The sequence below is a fragment of the Streptomyces sp. NPDC111606 genome (genome assembly GCF_055656945.1).
In genome coordinates this window covers 17527-36094 of sequence record NZ_JBVKBY010000006.1, presented here as the reverse complement: position 1 = coordinate 36094, position 18568 = coordinate 17527, and the positions used below count along the sequence as shown (strand labels likewise).

The following is an 18568-nucleotide window of genomic DNA, read 5'->3' as shown; positions in this document are numbered from 1 at the left end:
GCTGCCATCTGATGAGCAGTCAAGTGGCATGAACGACACGGAGGGCAGTGGCATGATCGCCACTGCCCTCCGTCACTTGACGCAAGCACCGGCAATGGGTTGCATACGTTCTGTGATCGTGCACCCTGCTCCAACTTTCTGTTCACTTGCGTCCCTCGGGACACCGCTGCGGGCAGGGGGCGCCGCGCCGTGGACCCGGTGATCATCGTCGGAGCGGGGCCCGTGGGGCTTACGCTCGCCCTGGCGCTGGCCCGTCAGGAGGTGCCGTCCGTCGTCCTCGACGAGGGGCCCGGCAAGGACGAACCCCGCCTCGCGCGCACCGTCGTCCTGCGCGAGGACACCACCGCCCTTATGGAGCGCCTGACGGGTGTGCCTGTCGCCGAGGCCGGGGCCCGCTGGGCCGGATGGCGGGCAATGCGGCGCAAGCAGGTGATGCGCGAGGTCACGTTCGACGACACGGCCGCCGAGCCCGAGGGCGTCACGAACCCCGCCCCCCTGCACATCGCCCAGCACGTGCTCACCGGTGCCCTGCGCGCGGCCCTCGAAGGCGAACCGCTCGTCAAGATCGCCGTGGACAGCCGCCTGGACGCCATCGAGCAGGAGCCATCGGGCGTCACCGCCCACACCCGCGGCCCCAAGGGCACCTGGTGGCGGGGCAGTTACCTGGTCGGCTGCGACGGCCCGCGCTCGACCGTGCGCAAACTCCAGGACATCCGCTTTCCCGGCCGTACGGCGGTGGAGCGACACGCCGTGGCAGCGCTGCGCGCGGAACTTCCCTGGGACGGTCAGGCGTTGCTCCATCGGATGCCGCCGTGGCGGATGTCCGGACCTTCGGCCGGGGAGGTCACCGGACGACCGCTCGCGGACGGGGTGTGGCGCCTGGACTGGCTGCTGCCGCCGGGCAAGGACCTGGTCACGCCCGAGCTCGTGGTGGCTCGCATCCGGGAGACGCTCGCCGGCTGGACCGGTGGGCCGACACCGCCGTACGAGCTCCTCGACACCGGGGTTCACACGGTCCACCACCGCCTGGCCCGCCGCTGGCGCGCGGGCCGCGTCTTTCTCGCCGGAGACGCGGCGCACTGCCTCGGCACGCTCGGCACGCACGGGCTCGACGAGGGGCTGCGGGACGCCGACAACCTCGCCTGGAAGCTGGCACCGGCCTGGCACCACGGGCCGCACGAGGCGCTGCTCGACAGCTACCAGGCGGAGCGGCGCGCCGTCGTCGCAGCCCGGCTGCGCGCCGCCGACCAGGCGCTGCCGCTGCTGCGCGGCGGCGGCGGGCTGCGCGCCTACGTCCCCGGCTCCGCCCGGGGGCATGACGCGCTGCTGATGGACGGCCACCTGGGGCACGGCGCGATCGGTGCGCTGGGGACGTACGCCGAGTCGCCGCTCGCGCCCGGGCCCCTGGAGGGCGAGGTCCCGGTGGACACGCCGCGTGGTGCGCCAGTCGTGGACGTGCGGGTCACGGCGGAGGACGGCTCCTTCGTACAGCTGCGCGACCGGCTCGGGCGCGGCGCGCTGCTGGTACTGCTGATCGCGCCGGGCACGGGCGTCTGGGAGCGCAAGCACTGGGCGACCGCCGGGATCATGCCTCGGCTGGCGGCCGCGGTGACGGCACTGCCGTACCGAGCCGAGTTGCTGGTCGCGGAGGCCTATCCGGGGGCGGCCGCGCATTCGGTCCTGCTGGTGCGGCCCGACGGCCATCTGGTGACGGCCCTGAGCGGAGTGCGGCCGACCGATCTGTACGCGGCAGCCGAGGCGGCGCTGGGCGGACCGGGCAAGGTTCAGGCCGGGGCGGCGGAGGCAAAAGCGGGGGCCGCGGCGGAAGCCGGGGCTGCGGCCGGCTCGCGCTGACATCGAAGGGAACCGGCGCTGCCCCCTGCCGTAGAGAACCGGCCTTCACCGGACCGGAGAGCAGCACTCACTGTCACTGTGCGGTCCGCATAGTGACAGTGAGTTGACCGGCCCGCACCGGCGTGGTGTACTCCGGATCGTGACCGACACCTGTGTGCGCCTGTGGCGGAGGGTCCATATGGACCTCGTCCGCTATGCGGGCTGCGTGTGTCGCCCGTCCTGCTGAACTCGCATCCCCCTTCCTGCGCGCGCCACTGCTGACTCTGTCGCCTGTGCTGTCGCGCGTTCTTCGCGAACTCTCTTCAGGACGGTGCCCGTGTCCGTACCCTCTGCCGCCTCCCCTTCCTCCGTTGCCGCGTCCAAGCCCGGCGCCAAGTCGAATCCCGCGCCGGTCCCCGCGCCGACGCAAGCGGACCTTCTCGACTTCGTACGGCGTTCGGCCGCCGACACCGAGTTGGTCGCCTCGCTCCCGCTCGACCCCGAAGGCCGTACCTGGGTACGGCTCGAGGGTCCCGGCGGCAGCGAGGCCTGGTTGATCGGCTGGCCGCCCGGGACGGGCACCGGCTGGCACGACCACGCCGACTCGGCCGGCGCCTTCGTGACGGCGGCCGGTGAGCTCAAGGAGAACTCGCTCGCCGTCCGGCTGCCCGCCGACGGCTGGAAGACGCTGGAACTGACGAACGACGTGGACCGGGAACGGCGGCTCCCCGCCGGAAAAGGCCGCTCCTTCGGTCACCACCATGTGCACGAGGTACTCAACGAGTCCCCCGACCGGCACGCCATCTCCGTTCACGCCTACTACCCACCCCTGCCGCAGATCCGCCGCTTCAGCCGTAGCGGGCCGATCCTGCGCCTGGAGCAGGTGGAGCGCCCGGAGGACTGGCAGTGAGCGGGGCGACCGGAAGCGAGCCTGTGCTGCACGGTTCGAGCGAACGGCGGGTTGGTAACGGTGAGTTGAAGGTGAGTACTGCGGGCGGCGTGAGCGAGGCGCCCACCGGAGCGGGCGCGTGGGAGACAGGCGTGGGTGACGTGGTTGGACGCGGCGTGGACGAACGGCCCGTCGGCATCGACGAGTTGCTGGAGCGGGTGCGCGCGGGCTACGAGCGGATCGAGCCTCGAGAAGCGTACGAGGCCGCTCAGGAAAGCGATGCTCTGCTGGTCGACATCCGGTACGCGGCCCTGCGAGAGCGGGACGGTCTGATCCCCGGCGCCCTCGTCGTCGAGCGCAACGAACTGGAATGGCGGCTCGACCCGCAGGGCAGCCACCGCACCCCCGAGGCCACCGGTCACGACCTGCGGGTCGTGGTGATCTGCAACGAGGGCTACGCATCCAGCCTGGCGGCGGAATCGCTACGGCGACTGGGACTGAGCCGGGCCACCGACCTGGTCGGCGGGTTCCAGGCATGGCGGGCTGCTGGGCTTCCGGTGACGTCGGGGGTGGGTGTGGACGCCTAGGCCAGTTGATCCCGGCCCGAACGCGATGGGCGCCCCCGCGCGTTCACCGTGTCCGGCGCCGGAATCCCGTGGTCGCGAGCCTTCGCCCACTTCCGGGTCCCCTACCGGGATTAGAACCCCTCGCCCTCGAGGAACTCCGTGTCCTCGCCTTCCTCCTCCAGCGCCTGCCGGACCACCCGTAGGGCCATGCCCTCGGGATAGCCCTTGCGGGCGAGCATGCCCGCGAGGCGGCGCAGGCGTTTGTCGCGGTCGAGGCCGCGCGTGGAACGCAGCTTGCGGGCGACGAGTTCGCGTGCGGTCGTCTCTTCCTGCTCGGAGTCGAGCTGGGAAACGGCCTCGTCGATCAGTGTGGAGTCGACGCCCTTGGTGCGCAGTTCCTGCGCGAGCGCGCGTCTGGCGAGACCCCGGCCGTGGTGCCGGGACTCCACCCAGGCATCCGCGAACGCACTGTCGTTGATGAGGCCGACCTCCTCGAACCTCGACAGCACCTCCTCGGCGGCATCGTCCGGGATCTCCCGCTTGCGCAAGGCGTCCGCAAGTTGCTTCCGCGTCCGCGGGGTCCCGGTGAGCAGGCGTAGGCAGATCGCCCGCGCCTGCTCCACCGGGTCCGCCGGGTGGTCCCCCTTCTCGGCCCTCGACAAGGAGGGGGCGTCCCCGTCTTCACCGGGCGATTCCCCGAAGCCGCGCCGACGGCGCCCCCGCCCCCCGGCTGAGCCGCCCTCACCACGCATCCTGCGGCCACCCCGGCGCGAGCCGCCGCCGGAATATCCACTGCCGTCCGCCGAGCCGCCCTGCGGCCGCTCGCCGCTGCCCTGGATGCCTTCGCCCGGCCAGTCACCACCGCCCGGGATGCCCTTGCTCGGCCCGTCGTCGTACGACCTCTCCGTGCCGTACGACGCCGCACTGCCGTATCCCCCGTAACCGCCCCGCGCGGTTTCTCCGTCGTAGCTACCCCGGTCCACGTCTCCCCCGTGGCCGGCCCCGCCCCTCCCCCGCTCATGCGGAACGTCGGGGTGGGCGGACTCGGCCCAGTCGGTTCGCCACGCTCTTGAATCAGGCACCGTACGGATCAGCTCTTGGCTGCCGCGGCCTTGGTCTTGGCCGTCTTGGCCGCCGGAGCAGGCACCGTCTTCGCAGCGTCGTCCGGGGCGGCGGCGACCGCGGCGTCCGCGCCCGGCTCGGCAGCCGGCTCCTCGGGCCGCACGCCGACGCCCAGCTTCTCCTTGATCTTCTTCTCGATCTCGTTGGCCAGGTCGGGGTTGTCCTTCAGGAAGTTACGAGCGTTCTCCTTGCCCTGGCCGAGCTGGTCGCCCTCGTACGTGTACCAGGCGCCGGCCTTGCGGACGAAGCCGTGCTCCACGCCCATGTCGATCAGGCCGCCCTCGCGGCTGATGCCCTGGCCGTAGAGGATGTCGAACTCGGCCTGCTTGAAGGGCGGCGCAACCTTGTTCTTGACGACCTTGCAGCGGGTGCGGTTGCCGACCGCGTCCGTGCCGTCCTTCAGGGTCTCGATGCGGCGGATGTCGATACGCACCGAGGCGTAGAACTTCAGCGCCCGACCACCGGTCGTGGTCTCCGGGGAGCCGAACATCACGCCGATCTTCTCGCGGAGCTGGTTGATGAAGATCGCGGTGGTCTTCGACTGGTTGAGCGCGCTGGTGATCTTCCGCAGGGCCTGGCTCATCAGTCGGGCCTGCAGACCGACGTGGCTGTCGCCCATCTCGCCCTCGATCTCCGCGCGCGGGACGAGCGCGGCGACGGAGTCGATGACGATGAGGTCGAGGGCGCCGGAGCGGACCAGCATGTCCACGATCTCCAGGGCCTGCTCGCCGTTGTCGGGCTGAGAGAGGATCAGGTTGTCGATGTCGACGCCGAGCTTCTTCGCGTACTCGGGGTCGAGGGCGTGCTCCGCGTCCACGAAGGCGACCTGACCGCCGGCCTTCTGCGCGTTGGCCACTGCGTGCAGGGTCAGCGTGGTCTTACCGGAGGACTCCGGTCCGTACACCTCCACCACGCGGCCGCGCGGCAGGCCACCGACGCCGAGGGCGACGTCGAGCGCGGTCGACCCGGTGGGGATGACCTCGATGGGCTCGTTCGGCCGCTCGCCCAGGCGCATGACCGCACCCTTGCCGAACTGCCGTTCAATCTGTGCGAGCGCGGCGTCCAGGGCCTTCTCGCGGTCGGTTCCTGCCATGGGTTCCACCCGATTTGCTTGAGTCGATCGCTTCACGTCAAAGACGCTAACGCCTGCCACTGACAATGGGCCCCGACGCCCGTCCGGCCTGTGGATAACCCGGCCACTTATCCATCGAAACCGTGGCGAAATGCCCGCCGAGCGCCTCTCCGCCGTCTCCATCAGAATGGATGTTCGATTTTCGTGTCAAGCGCACCACACGGCACCTACGAGACTACGTCCGCGGCCTGACACCGCCCCGGATTCCCGGCCGGCAGCCCGCTCCCCGGGGCGGATGGCCCGCCCGCCGTCCCGGCGACACAGCCCCCCTGCTCCTGCCTGCCGCGCCTGGCGTCGGCTGGCGTCGGCTGCGCCTCAGGAGGAGTTCAGGAGGAGTTATCGCCGGGGTCCTCCGCCTTCGACGGTGGCTCTGCCGCTCCCGGCCGTGGGGCCCACAGCGCACGCGCGCGGGCGACCAGACCCCGCCCCGCACCCCGTCCCCAGTGGTGCCCGTGCACCCGGGGGTCGTCGGTGACGGCGTACCGCTTCACGTACGCCCCCAGGAACGCCTGCAGCGTGGCGATCGCAGGGATGGCGATCAGGGCGCCCACCGCGCCGAGGAGGGCGGTGCCGGCGACGACCGAACCGAAGGCGACCGCGGGGTGGATGTCGACCGTCTTCGAGGTCAGCTTGGGCTGCAGCACGTAATTCTCGAACTGCTGGTAGATCACGACGAAGATCAGCACCCACAGCGCGTACCAGGGATCGACCGTGAAGGCGATCAGCATGGGCAGGGCGCCCGCGAGATACGTGCCGATGGTGGGGATGAACTGCGAGACCAGGCCGACCCACACCGCGAGCACGGGCGCGTACGGCACGTCCAGGCTCGCCAGCAGGATGTAGTGGGCTACGCCGGAGACGAGCGCCATAAGGCCGCGTGAGTACAGGTAACCGCCGGTCTTGGTGACGGCGATCTCCCACGCGCGCAGTACCTCGGCCTGCTTGGCGGGCGGCAGTACGGAGCACAGCGCGCGGCGCAGTCGCGGGCCGTCCGCGGCGAAGTAGAACGAGAACAGCGTGATCGTCAGCAGCTGGAAGAGACCGCCGAGGACCTGGGCGGACACGGCCAGGACCCCGGTGGCGCTGTTCTGCACGTAGTTGCGCAGCCAGTCGGAGCGGAGCAGGCCCTCCTGGACGTCGACGCGGCGCAGCTCGGTGTTGAAGTGCGCATTGATCCAGTTGATGACGGAGTCGAGGTAGTTCGGGAAGTCCTCGACGATCTTGATGATCTGGCCCGCGAGCATGGACCCCAGCAGTGTCACGAACCCGGCGGACGCGATGATCACGGCGAGGAAGACGACGCCGGTGGCCAGTCCGCGGCGCATGCCGCGCGCGGCCATCCAGCTCACCGCGGGCTCGATGGCGAGAGCCAGGAAGAACGCGATGAGGACGTTGATCAACAGCCCGGTGAGCTGGTGAAAGGCCCAGCTGCCCAGCTGGAACGCGCCGACCAGCGCCAGTGCGAGCACCATGGCGCGCGGGAGCCAACGAGGCATGCGGGCGTTGGACCCGGCGTCGCTCTCCCCCGGTGGCGGGGTGGGCGGCGTCGTGCCGAACGGGGATCCGTGCCGGGCGAGCTGCCCGGTCTCGTCAGTGCGTGCCACGGAGCAAGTGTCGCCCACACCACCGACAAACGGCTTCGGTCCTGCGATCTTCGTGACTGGTCAGCGCTTCTCACCCGGAACGTTCATGACCGCACACACCACACGCCACACGTCCTTCGTCTCCCAGCCGGCGTTCAGCGCCTCGTGCACCGTGCGCCCGCCGAGCTCCGTCATCACGTGGTCGCGCGCGAAGGTGTCGGCGTAGCCCGAACCGAAGTGATCCGCCATCCGCTCCCAGAAGACCGTCAACCGCATGCGTCCAGTATCCCGCCCCTGAGAGTGGGCCTGCGCCGGGACCCCTTGCCGAGACCGCTTTCCGTCCTACGGTCTGACGCATGCCCGAAACAGGAGCTTCCGCACTCCCCCCGACGCCCTCGACGCGCTCCCCGCTCTTCCGCGCCGAGCAGTTCGTCTGGCTCAGCGCGCGCGTGCTCGAGCAGCGTCTCTTCGCGTACCACTTCCTGAACGGTGCCGCCGACCCGGTGGAGACCGCGCTGGACGCCTACCGCAACGAGGACGGCGGGTACGGCCACGCGCTGGAGCCCGATCTGCGCGGCCCGGTCAGCCAGCCGCTGCACACCGGTCACGCCCTGCACATCCTGGACGCCATCGAGCGCTGCGGCGGACAGCGCGTGGATCGCGTCTGCCGCTACCTCACCTCGGTCTCCACGCCGGAGGGCGCCCTCCCGGCGATCCATCCCAGCCAGCGCGGCTACCCCGCCGCCCCCTTCATGCCGATCGTGGACGACGCTCCCAGCTCGCTCCTGGCCACCGGACCGGTCGTCGGACTGCTGCACCGCAACGAGGTGTGGCACGCCTGGCTGTTCCGGGCCACGGACTTCTGCTGGCAGGCGGTCGAGTCCCTGGAGAAGTCCCACCCGTACGAGATCGAGGCCGCCGTGGCCTTCCTGGACTCCGTTCCCGACCGCCCGCGCGCGGAGGCGGCCGCCGACCGCCTGGGCCGCCTCGTGCGCGACCAGCGCCTTGCGGCACTGGAGCCGGACAACCTCGACGACTACCCGCCCTCCCTCGGCTACGCCCCCGGCGAGCACCATTTCCCGCACGACTATGCGCGGACACCGCGCTCCTTCGCGCGCGCGTGGTTCACGGACGACGAGATGAGCCGCTCCCTCGACCACCTCGCCGGCGAGCAGCAGGAGGACGGCGGCTGGCCGATCCGTTGGCGTCAGTGGGCGCCGAGCATCGCCTCCGAGGCCCGTCCCATGGTGACGATTGAGGCACTGCGCACGCTCAGGGTGTACGGCCGCCACATCGGCTGACGAGCCTCACCCACCCATCGCGCGCACCCCTGCCGTCACCAGCACGGCCGCCGCGACGACAAGCAGGAACGGAGCACGCAGGACGAGCGCCACGGCAGCCGCAGCGACTCCGGCCACCTTCGCGTCCAGTACCAGCGCCTGCCCGTCACCGAACGTCTGCTGGGCCGTGAGGGCGGCAAGGAGGGCGACGGGCAACAGGGCGGCAAGTCGCCGTACGAGAGGCCTCTCCAGAGCACCCGCGGGCACGAGCAGCCCGACGAGCTTGACGCCGTAGCAGCCAAGGGCGGTGACCCCGATCGCGATCCAGGTGTTCACAGCTCCCCCTCCCGCACGTCTCCCCGACGCCGCCCCTGCGCCCACACCACGACCGGCGCCGCAAGGGCGGCAACCAGCACAGGCACACCTGCAGGCAGAACAGGCAACAACCCGAGCCCCAGCACCACAGCCAGTCCGGCGACAGCCCGCTCGGTCGCGGACTTCAGCATCGGCGCGAGCAAAGCCAGAAAGACGGCAGGCCCGGCCGCATCCAGCCCCCAGGCATCGGTGTCCCCCATGGCCTCCGCCCCGAGCGCACCAAGAAACGTGGTGAGGTTCCACAACACGTACAGGCTGAGCCCCGTCACCACGAACCCGATCCGCGCACTGCGCCGAGTCGGCTGCGCCAGCGCGACTGCCGCCGTCTCGTCGATCACCCACTGCGCGGCGAACGGCCGCACCGCGCGCGTAAGGCTCAGCAACTGCGACAACCGCAGCCCGTAAAAGGCGTTACGCACGCCGAGAAAGAACGCACCCGCGGCCGCGGTCCACGGACCACCCCCTGCAGCAAGCGCCCCGACCAGCGCGAACTGCGAGGCTCCCGTGAACACCAGCAGGCTGAGCGCACAGGTCTGCAAGAGCGTGAGCCCACTACCCACCGACGTCACCCCGAAGGCGAACCCGGACAACCCGACGGCTACTCCAACGCCCAGCGCGTCCCGTACAACAACCCCGTCGGGCCTGCCTTCGTCGACACGAAGGTCTTCAAGAGCTTTCTGTTCTGCCACACCCGCGACGCTAGGACAGCCCCTGCCACACGTCTTGTACGTTCTTGCGCTCCCGCTGATAGGCCCCCGGCGGAACGCCGACGATCCGGCTGAAGTGCCGATTCAGATGCGGCTGATCGGTGAACCCCACAGCAAGGGCCGCCTCAGCCGGCGAAACCCCTTCGTCCAACAGCCGCCGAGCCCGCCGTACGCGAGCATCGGTCAGCCACGTGTGCGGCGGCATCCCGTACAGATCCCGAAACGCCCGCAGCAAGGCAAACGGACCGGTACCGAGATCGACAGCCAGCCTCTCCAGACTGGGCGGCTCAGCCATCCGCCCCTCCAGCACCTCACGCGCGCGTGTAGCGACCCGAGCCCCGGCAGTCCGCACCTCGCGCTGCGGAAGAGCCCCACCGTTCAACCGCAGCAGCCGGGTCACTGCCACCCGAAGCAACGTATCGGCGGCCAGCGCGTTCCCCTCATCCGCCGCCCGCAACACCTGATGCACCAACCCCACGGCATACGCATCATCGAGCACCGGCCTCACAAACCCCGGCGTCCCCCGAATAGCAGTGGTCTCCCCCGCTATCTCGGCCACCAGCTCGGCCGACGGATAAACGGCCCCGTACTGCCACCCCTCAGGAACCCCCGCCCGCCCGGTATGCGGCGTATCCGGATTGACCAACGCGAGCGCACCGGCCCCCGCGTACTGATCAGCACCCCGACAGTGAAAGACCTCCACGCCATCGGCGATGGCGGCGATCACAAAGTTCTCATGGGTATGCCGCACAAACGTCTTCCGCACATACCGGGCCCGCAGCAGATCAACACCGGGCAAGTCGGCGTACTGCCAATGCCGCGCCCGCTCACCCGAACCTGCCATACCCCCATTCTCCGCGACGCCGACGAACCGCCCAGCGGCGCACCCCCGCGGACCGGCAGCCGCGCACGGCGCCAAGGGACCGTGCCGGGGGGTGTCCGCCCGCAGCGGCGGGCGTCAACAAACAGCCCCTCTCGAGACACAGCAACCACCCGACCGAGGACGGACACCCCCCGGCACGGCCCCGACCCACAACGAAACCCGCAGGCGCTACGCGCACCTCCACTCACCCGAGCGGGCCGCCGCAGGCACCCCGCCCAACCGCCGGAGGCAAGACGCACAACCACCCCCGCACACATTTCCCCAGCTCAACCGCATTGTCAGTCCCCGGGTGCAGGATGGACGCATGGTCAGCAACCCGCACCAAGCCCTAGCCGGCTTCTCCCCCGCCACCCGAGGCTGGTTCACGGGCGCGTTCTCCGCGCCCACCGCAGCCCAGGCAGGTGCGTGGCAGGCCATCCACGAGGGCTCGGACGTGCTGGTCGTGGCCCCCACCGGCTCCGGCAAAACCCTGGCTGCCTTCCTCGCCGCCCTGGACCAGCTGGCCGCCACACCCCCACCGGCCGACCCCAAGAAGCGCTGCCGAGTCCTCTACGTCTCCCCCCTCAAGGCCCTCGCCGTCGACGTCGAGCGCAACCTCCGCAGCCCCCTGACCGGCATCCGCCAGGAATCCATCCGCCTGGATCTCCCCGAGCCCGAGGTAAAGGTCGGCATCCGCTCCGGCGACACCCCCGCCGCAGAGCGCCGAGCCCTGTCGACCCGCCCCCCGGACATCCTCATCACCACCCCCGAGTCCCTCTTCCTGATGCTGACGTCAGCGACACGCGACGCTCTGACCGGCATCGAGACGGTGATCCTGGACGAGGTCCACGCGGTGGCGGGCACCAAGCGCGGCGCACACCTCTCGCTCACCTTGGAGCGCCTGGACGAGCTGCTCCCCAAGCCGGCCCGCCGGATCGGCCTCTCCGCGACCGTCCGCCCGGTCGACGAGATCGCCCGCTACCTCTCCCCCAGCCGCAAGGTGGAGATCGTCCAGCCGAAGTCGGGCAAGGAGTTCGACCTCTCGGTCGTGGTCCCCGTCGAGGACCTCGGCGAGCTGGGCGGCTCCCCGGTCGCCGAGGGCTCCGAACGCGCGGAACGCCCCTCGATCTGGCCCCACGTGGAGGAGCGGATCACCGACCTGGTCCAGGCCCACCGCTCCACCATCGTCTTCGCCAACTCCCGCCGCCTGGCGGAACGCCTGTGCAACCGCCTCAACGAGATCGCCTACGAGCGGGCCACCGGCGAACCCCTGGGCGAGCACCACACCCCGGCCGAGCTCATGGGCGGCTCGGGCGCGGCCCAGGGCGCACCTCCGGTCATCGCCCGCGCCCACCACGGCTCGGTCTCCAAGGAACAGCGCGCCCTGGTCGAGGAGGACCTCAAGGCAGGCCGCCTCCCCGCAGTCGTGGCCACGTCCAGCCTCGAGCTGGGCATCGACATGGGCGCCGTCGACCTCGTCGTCCAGGTCGAGTCACCGCCCTCCGTGGCCTCCGGCCTCCAGCGCGTGGGCCGCGCGGGACACCAGGTCGGCGCCGTCTCCACCGGCGTGGTCTTCCCGAAGTATCGCGGCGACCTCGTCCAGGCAGCCGTGGTCACCGAACGGATGCGCACCGGGTCCATCGAGTCCCTGAAGGTCCCGGCCAACCCCCTGGACGTCCTCGCCCAGCAAATCGTCGCCATGACGGCGATGGACACCTGGCAGGTGGACGACCTCCTCGCCATGGTCCGCCGAGCCGCCCCCTTCGCGTCCCTCCCGGAATCCGCTTTCACCGCCGTCCTCGACATGCTCGCCGGCCGCTACCCGTCCGACGCCTTCGCCGAGCTCCGCCCGCGCGTGGTCTGGGACCGCGTCGCCGGGACGATCACCGGCCGCCCCGGCGCACAGCGCCTCGCGGTCACCTCCGGGGGCACCATCCCGGACCGCGGCCTGTTCGGTGTCTTCCTCGCCGGAGCGGACCCGAAGAAGGGCGGCGGCCGGGTCGGCGAGCTGGACGAGGAGATGGTCTACGAGTCCCGCGTGGGGGACGTCTTCACGCTCGGCACGAGCTCCTGGCGCATCGAGGACATCACCCGCGACCGCGTCCTGGTCTCCCCCGCGCCGGGCGTACCGGGCCGACTCCCCTTCTGGAAGGGCGACCAGCTGGGCCGTCCCCTCGAACTGGGCCGCGCGGTGGGCGCGTTCCTGCGCGAGGTCGGCTCGCTGCCCAAGGAGGACGCCCGCCTGCGCCTCCTCACCGCAGGCCTGGACGTCTGGGCGGCCGACAACGTCCTGTCCTACCTGGACGAGCAGCGCGAGGCCTGCGGCCACATCCCGGACGACCGCACGATCGTCGTCGAGCGCTTCCGCGACGAACTCGGCGACTGGCGCGTCGTCGTGCACTCCCCCTTCGGCGCGCAGGTCCACGCCCCCTGGGCCCTCGCCCTGGGCGCGAAGCTCTCCGAGCGATACGGCATGGACGCGCAGGTCATGCACGCCGACGACGGCATCGTGCTGCGCCTGCCCGACGCCGACCTCATGGGCCTGGACCTGCTGGACCAGGAGCCGAGGAAGGCCGGCACCGAGTACGACGCCGACCAGGCGCCCGTCGGCGCGGCGGACGTCGTTTTCGACAAGGGCGACGTCGACCAGATGGTCACCGACCAAGTCGGCGGCTCGGCGCTGTTCGCGTCCCGCTTCCGCGAGTGCGCCGCCCGCGCGCTGCTGCTGCCGCGCCGCAACCCCGGCAAGCGCACCCCGCTGTGGCAACAGCGCCAGCGCGCCGCCCAACTCCTCGAGGTCGCCAGCGAGTTCGGCTCCTTCCCGATCGTGCTGGAAGCGGTCCGCGAATGCCTCCAGGACGTCTTCGACGTCCCCGGCCTCACCGAGCTGATGGGCGACCTCGAAGCCCGCAAGGTACGCCTCGTCGAGGTCACCACCCCCGAGCCGTCCCCGTTCGCGCGCTCCCTCCTCTTCGGGTACGTCGCCCAGTTCCTGTACGAGGGAGACTCCCCGCTCGCCGAGCGCCGCGCCGCCGCCCTGTCGCTGGACTCGCGTCTGCTCGCCGAGCTGCTCGGCCAGGCGGAGCTGCGGGAGCTGCTCGACGCCGAGGTGCTGACCGAGCTGGAACAAGAGCTCCAGTGGCTCACCGAGGACCGCCGGGTCAAGGACGTCGAAGGCGTCGCGGACGTCCTTCGCCTCCTCGGCCCGCTCACGGACGCCGAACTGGTCGAGCGCGGCGCCGAGCCGCACTGGGCCCAGGAGCTGGCCGGCGCCCGCCGCGCCATCAAGGTCCGCATCGCCGGCACGGACCACTGGGCGGCGATCGAGGACTCGGGCCGCCTGCGCGACGCGCTCGGCACGGCGCTGCCGGTCGGCGTCCCCGAGGCCTTCACCGAGCCGGTCAAGGACCCGCTCGGCGATCTCCTCGCCCGCTATGCCCGCACCCACGGCCCGTTCACGTCGGCCACAGCGGCGGCCCGCTTCGGCCTGGGCGCGGCGATCACCGACGGCGCCCTCCAGCGGCTGGCGGCGAGTGGACGAGTCGTCCAGGGCGAGTTCCACCCGGCAGGCATCGGCCAGGAGTGGTGCGACGCCACGGTCCTGCGCCGCCTGCGCCGCCGCTCCCTCGCTGCCCTGCGCCATGAGCTGGAGCCGGTGCCACCGGCCGCGCTCGCGCAGTTCCTGCCGCAGTGGCAGCACATCGGCAAGGGCCACGGGCTGCGCGGCATCGACGGACTGGTCCGCTCCATCGAGCAGTTGCAGGGCGCGTCCGTGCCCGCGTCCGCCCTGGAGAAACTCGTCCTGCCGTCCCGCGTCGCGAACTACACCCCCGCGATGCTCGACGAACTCACCGCCGCCGGCGAGGTCGTCTGGGCCGGAGCGGGCTCACTCCCCGGCAAGGACGGCTGGGTGTCCCTCTACATGGCGGACACGGCCCCCTTGCTCCTGCCGCAGCCGCACCCCCTGGAGCTGACGGCACTGCACCAGTCCGTCCTGGACGCCCTGTCCGGCGGCTACGGCCTGTTCTTCCGCCAGATCACCGACCAGGTCCGCGCCACCACGTACCCCGACGCCACCGACCCCCAACTCGCCGACGCCCTCTGGGATCTGGCCTGGTCGGGCCGCCTGACGAACGACACGCTCGCACCCATGCGCTCCCTGCTGGGCTCGGGACGCACCGCGGGCTCCACGGCTCACCGCGCCAAGCGCACCGTCCCACGCGGACGCTACGGCTCCCTCACGTCCGCCGCCCGCCCCGCGTCCCGAACCGGCCCACCGACCGTCGCCGGCCGCTGGTCCGTGCTCCCGGCCCACGAGCCGGACCCCACCGTGCGGGCCCACGCACTGGCCCGCGCACTCCTCGACCGGCACGGCGTGGTGACCCGGGGAGCGGTCGCCGCCGAGGGCGTCGAGGGCGGCTTCTCGGCGACGTACCGCATCCTGTCCGCCTTCGAGGAGAGCGGCCAGGCGCGGCGCGGCTACGTGGTCGAAGGACTCGGCGCCGCACAGTTCGCCATGGACGGCGCGGTGGACCGCCTGCGCGCGGTCGCCAACGCCCGCGAACGCGGCGAGGCCCTGCCCGGCCCCAGCACCCCCGACACCGACGGCGCCCCCGGTGGCTACGGCGGACCTGACATGCACGGCGCCTTCGACGGCTTCGGCACTCCTGGCGCCGACCAGGGCAACACCCCCGAATGGCACAACCCCGACGGCACGCCCGCGTACGACATCCCCGACCTCGACCACGACTTCCTGGACGCCCACCTCGGTCCGGGCGACTACGTCTCGCCGCGCGATCTCGCCTCCCAGGTCAACCGCCGCACCCCACAAGGCCCCGCGTGGCACAACGGCGGCGCCCCATTCGGCTCCGGCCCCGGCCCCGGCCGCCCCGGCTCCGCCGCCCGCCATCGCCGCCCCGCCGCCGACACCCGAGCCGCTGTCCTCGCCGCCGCCGACCCGGCGAACGCGTACGGAGCCGCCCTCGCCTGGCCCGAGCCCCCGACCGGCGCCGGGCACAAGCCAGGCCGCAAGGCGGGCTCCCTCGTCGTACTGGTCGACGGCGAGCTGACCCTTTACATGGAGCGCGGCGGCAAGACCCTGCTGGCCTGGCCCTCGGCCCCGGACACCGAGCCCACCGACGATCCCCGCCTGCACACCGCAGCAGAGGCCCTCGCCGCAGCCGCCCGTGCGGGCTCCCTCGGCACCGTCACAGTGGAGCGCGTGAACGGCGCCGCGGCCCTGACCTCCCCCCTGGGCACCCTCCTGGAAGGAGCGGGCTTCATCGCAACTCCCCGAGGCCTACGCCTACGCGCCTGATCCGAGCCGCCGAACAACCGGTGACCGGCGACCGGCGACCGGCGACCACCCACCCGAGGCCGAGCCACTGGCCCGAGCGCCGGCCCGAACCACCAGCGCCAGCCCTACCCCCCTCCAGCCCCCGACCCCCCGGCCGCGCGCGATCCGCCCCACCGCACACCCTCCACCGCACACCCCCACCCCATGCCACCCTTGACCCATGCCCGAAGGAGACACGGTCTGGCAGACGGCGAAGCGGCTGCACACAGCCCTCGCGGGCGAGATGCTGACCGTCAGCGACTTCCGGGTACCGAAGTACGCCACGGTCGACCTCACGGGCCGTACCGTCCTGGACGTCACCCCGCGCGGCAAACACCTCCTCACCCGCGTCGAGGGCGGCCTGACGGTCCACACGCACCTCGGGATGGAAGGTTCCTGGAAGGTGTTCGCCGACGACGAGCGCTGGACGGGTGGCCCCTCCTACCAGATCCGTGTGATCCTCGCCGCCGCCGACGCCCGTCCCGGCCGCACGGCCGTCGGCTACCGCCTCCCCGTCCTCGACCTCCTGCGCACCACCGAGGAAGACCGAGCAGTGGGCCACCTCGGCCCCGACCTCCTGGGTCCGGACTGGGCGCCTGACCGCGCCCTCGCCAACCTCCTGGCCGACCCCGCCCGCCCCCTCGGCGAGGCCCTGCTGGACCAGCGCAACCTCGCCGGTATCGGCAATGTCTACAAGAGCGAGCTGTGCTTCCTGCTCCGGGTCACCCCCTGGCTCCCCGTCGGCGCACTCCCGACCGAGCACGCAGCCCAACTGCCCGTACTCGCCAAGAAGCTCCTGGAAGCCAACCGCGACCGCCCGATCCGCAGTACGACGGGCCGCCGGGGCCAGGACCTCTTCGTGTACGGCCGTGCCAAGCGCCCCTGCCTGCGCTGCGGCACCCCCATCCGCGCGGCCGACCAGGGCGACGGCTCCCGCGAGCGTCCCACCTACTGGTGCCCGAACTGCCAGGCGGGCCCGGCCCCGAGCACCGCCGCCGCGCGCAGGGCTCCCCGCACCGCCCGAGGGACCCTCTCGCCGGACCGGCCCAGCACTCCACCCAGTACCACTAATTGACGACCCGTCAGACTTGCTCGTACCGTCCTTTCATGGCCGTCAAGGCGTACGACCTCACCGGACGCACTGCATTCGTCACCGGCGCAGCCAGCGGCATCGGCCGCGCCTCGGCCGTCCTCCTCGCCGAGGCCGGTGCAACCGTGCACTGCGCCGACCGTGATGCGCAGGGCCTGCACGACACTGCGACCCTGATCAAATCGAGCGGCGGCACCGCCCGCACCCATCACCTCGACGTGACCGACCGCGAGCAGCTCCACCAGGCCGTCACATCCTGCGAACGACTCGACGTGATGGCCGCGGTCGCCGGGATCATGCACAGCAGCCCGGTCCTGGAGACCCGCGACGAGGACCTCGACCGGGTACTGAGCGTCAACTTCAAGGGAGTGCTGTACGCCTGTCAGGAGGCTGCCGGCGCGATGCTCGCCCAGCGCGTCAGAGGCAGCATCGTCACCATGGCCTCCGGCGCCGTGGACACCGGCGGCCCGGGCCTGCTCTGCTACGGCGCGGCCAAGGCTGCCGTCGTGCAGCTGACCAAGACGCTGGCCACGGAGATGGGACCGCACGGTATCCGCGTCAACGCGGTCGCCCCGGGCTGGATCCGCACGCCCATGACCGACCGTCACGACAGTGCGGCCCAGACACACACCGAGGCACTCATGGCCCGCATGTCACCGCTGGGCCGGGTCGGCGAAGCGGAGGACATCGCGCACGCGGTGCTGCATCTGGCGTCCGACGCCGCGTCCTTCACGACGGGGCAGATCCTGCGTCCGAACGGCGGCGTGGCGATGCCGTGGTAGCCCGCTCCACCTGCCAGGCCCGAGCCCACCGCCGCGAGTCGACGGCTCCCGCGGCCCGCCCCTTCGGCACACAGTGCACCGGCAGCAGGCTCAGCCCCCACCCTCCCGCGGCGACGGCGCCCTCCAGCACCCCCGCGTCGGGCGTCAGCGCGAGCCGCAGCACTGCCCACCACCACAGCGCCCCGAACCCGAGGATCACCCCCCAGCGCGCTATCGGCCGTGCCATCCGCTCACCTCCAGCCCGAGGCTAGGCCGCCCGTTCACCCGCCGGGAGGGCGCACCGGCGGCACACGGATGCAGCGCGGGCCAATGTCATCACAGCGCGTCAGGCGCCGATCACACCCTCCACCATGACCGCCGGGCCCCACACCGGCAAACGGACGCCGCAAGGCGCCACGAGGCCGGGCCAGGGGCCCGCACGCAGCGCAAGAGTCCCCGGACAGCACGAAACCCCGACCGCACTCCCCCAGGTCTCCCTGGAGAAGGCCCGGCCGGGGCCCCACACATCTCAGCTCATGGTCAGTCCACGCGCCCGGTGGTCACCGTCAGGCGGCGACCACGTCGACGGCCTCGGAAGGCGCCTTGATGGTCACCCGTTCCGGTGGCACACCGGTCACCGATACGGAACCCAGCATCGGGCGGACCGACGTGGGTACAGGTTCGCTCGGAGTGGCCGCAGCAGACTGGGCCAGCTCGGCGAGGGCGAGCTCGTCGCTCACTTCCCGCATGAGCTCGGACATCCGTACGTCAAGCGCGTCGCAGATCGCGGACAGCAGCTCGGAGGAAGCCTCCTTCTGCCCCCGCTCCACCTCGGAGAGATAGCCGAGCGAGACTCGGGCGGACGAGGAGACTTCGCGCAGAGTACGGCCCTGGCGCTGGCGCTGCCGACGCAGCACGTCACCCAGCAGGCGACGGAGCAGAATCATCGGTGGCTCCCTCCTCGGACCGCGTAGCCGCATCCTTCACGCCCCACCGTACCGCCTTGCGCCGCGGCCGTGCGGGGAGCGATGTC

The 18568-nt window shown here is 71.6% G+C and carries 17 protein-coding genes; 8 read left to right on the top strand and 9 right to left on the bottom strand.

Annotation, left to right across the window (positions count from 1 at the left end; all coding sequences use genetic code 11):
• The first annotated feature begins 189 nt into the window (after nucleotides 1-189).
• From ACZ7M7_RS21765 to ACZ7M7_RS21750, 4 genes are all read left to right on the top strand, one after another.
• On the top strand, nucleotides 190-1854 hold the full coding sequence (locus tag ACZ7M7_RS21765) for an FAD-dependent monooxygenase (protein WP_472119350.1): 1665 nt from the start codon (nucleotides 190-192) through the stop codon (nucleotides 1852-1854).
• A 139-nt stretch (nucleotides 1855-1993) separates the two neighbouring features.
• Nucleotides 1994-2080, top strand: a complete 87-nt coding sequence (locus ACZ7M7_RS21760; protein ID WP_313960178.1) for a putative leader peptide — start codon at nucleotides 1994-1996, stop codon at nucleotides 2078-2080.
• Nucleotides 2081-2170: 90 nt separating this feature from the next.
• Complete coding sequence (locus ACZ7M7_RS21755) at nucleotides 2171-2743, top strand: cupin domain-containing protein (RefSeq protein ID WP_472119347.1); 573 nt, start codon at nucleotides 2171-2173, stop codon at nucleotides 2741-2743.
• A gap of 131 nt (nucleotides 2744-2874) precedes the next feature.
• Entirely contained in the window at nucleotides 2875-3309 is a 435-nt protein-coding gene (locus tag ACZ7M7_RS21750; protein ID WP_472119345.1) for a rhodanese-like domain-containing protein, read from the top strand.
• A gap of 110 nt (nucleotides 3310-3419) precedes the next feature.
• On the opposite strand, the gene recX is transcribed toward ACZ7M7_RS21750, so the two are convergent.
• The 4 genes from recX to ACZ7M7_RS21730 all read right to left on the bottom strand — a co-directional run bounded on the left by recX (nucleotide 3420) and on the right by ACZ7M7_RS21730 (nucleotide 7401).
• Complete coding sequence (gene recX / locus ACZ7M7_RS21745) at nucleotides 3420-4370, bottom strand: recombination regulator RecX (protein WP_472119342.1); 951 nt, start codon at nucleotides 4368-4370, stop codon at nucleotides 3420-3422.
• An 8-nt stretch (nucleotides 4371-4378) separates the two neighbouring features.
• Nucleotides 4379-5503: a recombinase RecA gene (gene recA, locus ACZ7M7_RS21740; protein ID WP_383604863.1), complete on the bottom strand. Its 1125-nt coding sequence runs from the start codon at nucleotides 5501-5503 to the stop codon at nucleotides 4379-4381.
• A gap of 365 nt (nucleotides 5504-5868) precedes the next feature.
• Nucleotides 5869-7146: an AI-2E family transporter gene (locus ACZ7M7_RS21735; protein ID WP_383604866.1), complete on the bottom strand. Its 1278-nt coding sequence runs from the start codon at nucleotides 7144-7146 to the stop codon at nucleotides 5869-5871.
• Between the two features lie 60 nt (nucleotides 7147-7206).
• Complete coding sequence (locus ACZ7M7_RS21730) at nucleotides 7207-7401, bottom strand: DUF3046 domain-containing protein (protein WP_383604869.1); 195 nt, start codon at nucleotides 7399-7401, stop codon at nucleotides 7207-7209.
• Between the two features lie 80 nt (nucleotides 7402-7481).
• On the opposite strand from ACZ7M7_RS21730, the gene ACZ7M7_RS21725 reads away from it, so the two are divergent.
• Nucleotides 7482-8426: a hypothetical protein gene (locus ACZ7M7_RS21725; RefSeq protein WP_472119338.1), complete on the top strand. Its 945-nt coding sequence runs from the start codon at nucleotides 7482-7484 to the stop codon at nucleotides 8424-8426.
• Between the two features lie 6 nt (nucleotides 8427-8432).
• Here ACZ7M7_RS21725 and ACZ7M7_RS21720 read toward each other — a convergent pair whose 3' ends face one another.
• From ACZ7M7_RS21720 to ACZ7M7_RS21710, 3 genes are read right to left on the bottom strand one after another with little or no spacing between them, the layout of a single operon-like run.
• Nucleotides 8433-8741, bottom strand: coding sequence for an AzlD domain-containing protein (locus ACZ7M7_RS21720; protein ID WP_451168471.1), 309 nt, complete (start codon nucleotides 8739-8741; stop codon nucleotides 8433-8435).
• Nucleotides 8738-9469, bottom strand: a complete 732-nt coding sequence (locus tag ACZ7M7_RS21715; RefSeq protein ID WP_472119335.1) for an AzlC family ABC transporter permease — start codon at nucleotides 9467-9469, stop codon at nucleotides 8738-8740. The genes ACZ7M7_RS21720 and ACZ7M7_RS21715 overlap by 4 nt, the downstream gene beginning before the upstream one ends.
• Before the next feature lie 10 nt (nucleotides 9470-9479).
• Entirely contained in the window at nucleotides 9480-10331 is an 852-nt protein-coding gene (locus tag ACZ7M7_RS21710) for an AraC family transcriptional regulator (protein ID WP_472119332.1), read from the bottom strand.
• 343 nt (nucleotides 10332-10674) lie between these two features.
• Here ACZ7M7_RS21710 and ACZ7M7_RS21705 point away from each other — a divergent pair, with 343 nt between their 5' ends.
• The 3 genes from ACZ7M7_RS21705 (at nucleotide 10675) to ACZ7M7_RS21695 (ending at nucleotide 17556) form a co-directional block, all read left to right on the top strand.
• The gene (locus ACZ7M7_RS21705; protein WP_472119329.1) at nucleotides 10675-15666 is read left to right on the top strand and encodes an ATP-dependent helicase; all 4992 of its coding nucleotides are present in this window, start codon (nucleotides 10675-10677) and stop codon (nucleotides 15664-15666) included.
• A 199-nt stretch (nucleotides 15667-15865) separates the two neighbouring features.
• Nucleotides 15866-16759, top strand: a complete 894-nt coding sequence (locus ACZ7M7_RS21700; protein WP_383604885.1) for an Fpg/Nei family DNA glycosylase — start codon at nucleotides 15866-15868, stop codon at nucleotides 16757-16759.
• A 32-nt stretch (nucleotides 16760-16791) separates the two neighbouring features.
• Complete coding sequence (locus ACZ7M7_RS21695) at nucleotides 16792-17556, top strand: SDR family NAD(P)-dependent oxidoreductase (protein WP_472119326.1); 765 nt, start codon at nucleotides 16792-16794, stop codon at nucleotides 17554-17556.
• On the opposite strand, the gene ACZ7M7_RS21690 is transcribed toward ACZ7M7_RS21695, so the two are convergent.
• The gene (locus ACZ7M7_RS21690) at nucleotides 17504-17782 is read right to left on the bottom strand and encodes a hypothetical protein (protein WP_383631193.1); all 279 of its coding nucleotides are present in this window, start codon (nucleotides 17780-17782) and stop codon (nucleotides 17504-17506) included. The genes ACZ7M7_RS21695 and ACZ7M7_RS21690 overlap by 53 nt on opposite strands.
• A gap of 319 nt (nucleotides 17783-18101) precedes the next feature.
• A complete protein-coding gene (locus tag ACZ7M7_RS21685; RefSeq protein ID WP_062700236.1) occupies nucleotides 18102-18482 on the bottom strand; it encodes a helix-turn-helix domain-containing protein in 381 nt (126 codons plus the stop codon).
• Nucleotides 18483-18568 lie beyond the last annotated feature (86 nt).

Coding starts and splice junctions, on each gene's coding strand:
- recA (WP_383604863.1), bottom strand. CDS start 5,503: ATGGCAGGAACCGACCGCGAGAAGGCCCTGGACGCCGCGCTCGCACAG.
- ACZ7M7_RS21730 (WP_383604869.1), bottom strand. CDS start 7,401: ATGCGGTTGACGGTCTTCTGGGAGCGGATGGCGGATCACTTCGGTTCG.
- ACZ7M7_RS21725 (WP_472119338.1), top strand. CDS start 7,482: ATGCCCGAAACAGGAGCTTCCGCACTCCCCCCGACGCCCTCGACGCGC.
- ACZ7M7_RS21710 (WP_472119332.1), bottom strand. CDS start 10,331: ATGGCAGGTTCGGGTGAGCGGGCGCGGCATTGGCAGTACGCCGACTTG.
- ACZ7M7_RS21705 (WP_472119329.1), top strand. CDS start 10,675: ATGGTCAGCAACCCGCACCAAGCCCTAGCCGGCTTCTCCCCCGCCACC.
- ACZ7M7_RS21700 (WP_383604885.1), top strand. CDS start 15,866: ATGCCCGAAGGAGACACGGTCTGGCAGACGGCGAAGCGGCTGCACACA.
- ACZ7M7_RS21695 (WP_472119326.1), top strand. CDS start 16,792: ATGGCCGTCAAGGCGTACGACCTCACCGGACGCACTGCATTCGTCACC.
- ACZ7M7_RS21690 (WP_383631193.1), bottom strand. CDS start 17,782: ATGGCACGGCCGATAGCGCGCTGGGGGGTGATCCTCGGGTTCGGGGCG.
- ACZ7M7_RS21685 (WP_062700236.1), bottom strand. CDS start 18,482: ATGATTCTGCTCCGTCGCCTGCTGGGTGACGTGCTGCGTCGGCAGCGC.